Consider the following 959-nt stretch of genomic DNA (forward strand, 5'->3'; position numbering starts at 1 on the left):
AGTGAAGTGCTGGCAATGGAGGAGGCTCAGTCACAACTCACTGCTGCATTAATAGAAATGCAAACCTTAACCAAAAGTGCAGAACATGCCAGTGCTCTCGCTTCTAATATCCAGCAACAGCAAGAAAGCCTAGAAAAAAAATTAATCCAATTAAGAAAATCAGTGCTATTAGCCACTGCTCCTGACGGAATAGCACTAACTAGTGGTGATAATTTACAATTGTCGGCTGAAGAAAACCTCACTCTAACAGCAAATCAACAAGTTGATATTGGTGCATTTAAAAAATTCACGTTAGCTGCTGGTGAAATGATGAGTTTCTTTTCCAGAATGGGAGCAAAGATTTTCACCAAAACTGGTGATATCGAAATTCAAGCACAAGATGGTCGTCTATCGACATGGTCTACACAAGATTCAATAATAAGTAGTGGTAAGAAAATGGTGTTGTCAGCTCAAGAAGAACTACTCTTATCTTGTGGTGGCGGATATATACGAATTAAAGATGGAGATGTAGAAATTGGTGGGCCTGGAAAGTTATTAATTAAAAATAATGGTATTCAAAAATTAGGTCCACAAAGTGTAGAAAGTGCCATGAAATCTTTTTCACCAGAAGAATTTAGTGAATGGTTCATAATTAAAAACCCACTTTCAGGAGAACCGATTGCCAATCAGCGTTATCAAATTACATTACCTAGTGGCGAAATTATAAAAGGCACTTCTGACTCCGAAGGTAAAACAACCCGTATAAATTCTAATGCAATAAATGATATTCTAATTAAATTATTGCCTTATGGAGAAAATAAATAATGCGATACAAATTATCCTATTTTTTTATTTTACTCTTATCTACGTCGACACTTTCTGGCTGTTTATCATTAAAAGAAAAAGCCGCAATTAAAGCGGAACAAGATAAAATTGAACAGCAACGCCAATTAGAGGAATTACAAAAAACATTTAAATCT

At 35.2% G+C, this 959-nt stretch carries 1 protein-coding gene; it reads left to right on the top strand.

From position 1 onward, the window contains the following. A partial coding sequence (locus JEP40_RS18955; protein ID WP_232799366.1) for a DUF2345 domain-containing protein occupies nt 1-804 on the top strand: 804 nt, incomplete at its 5' end. Nucleotides 805-959 lie beyond the last annotated feature (155 nt).

The organism is Proteus vulgaris (assembly GCF_016239305.1).
Lineage (GTDB): Bacteria > Pseudomonadota > Gammaproteobacteria > Enterobacterales > Enterobacteriaceae > Proteus > Proteus vulgaris_C.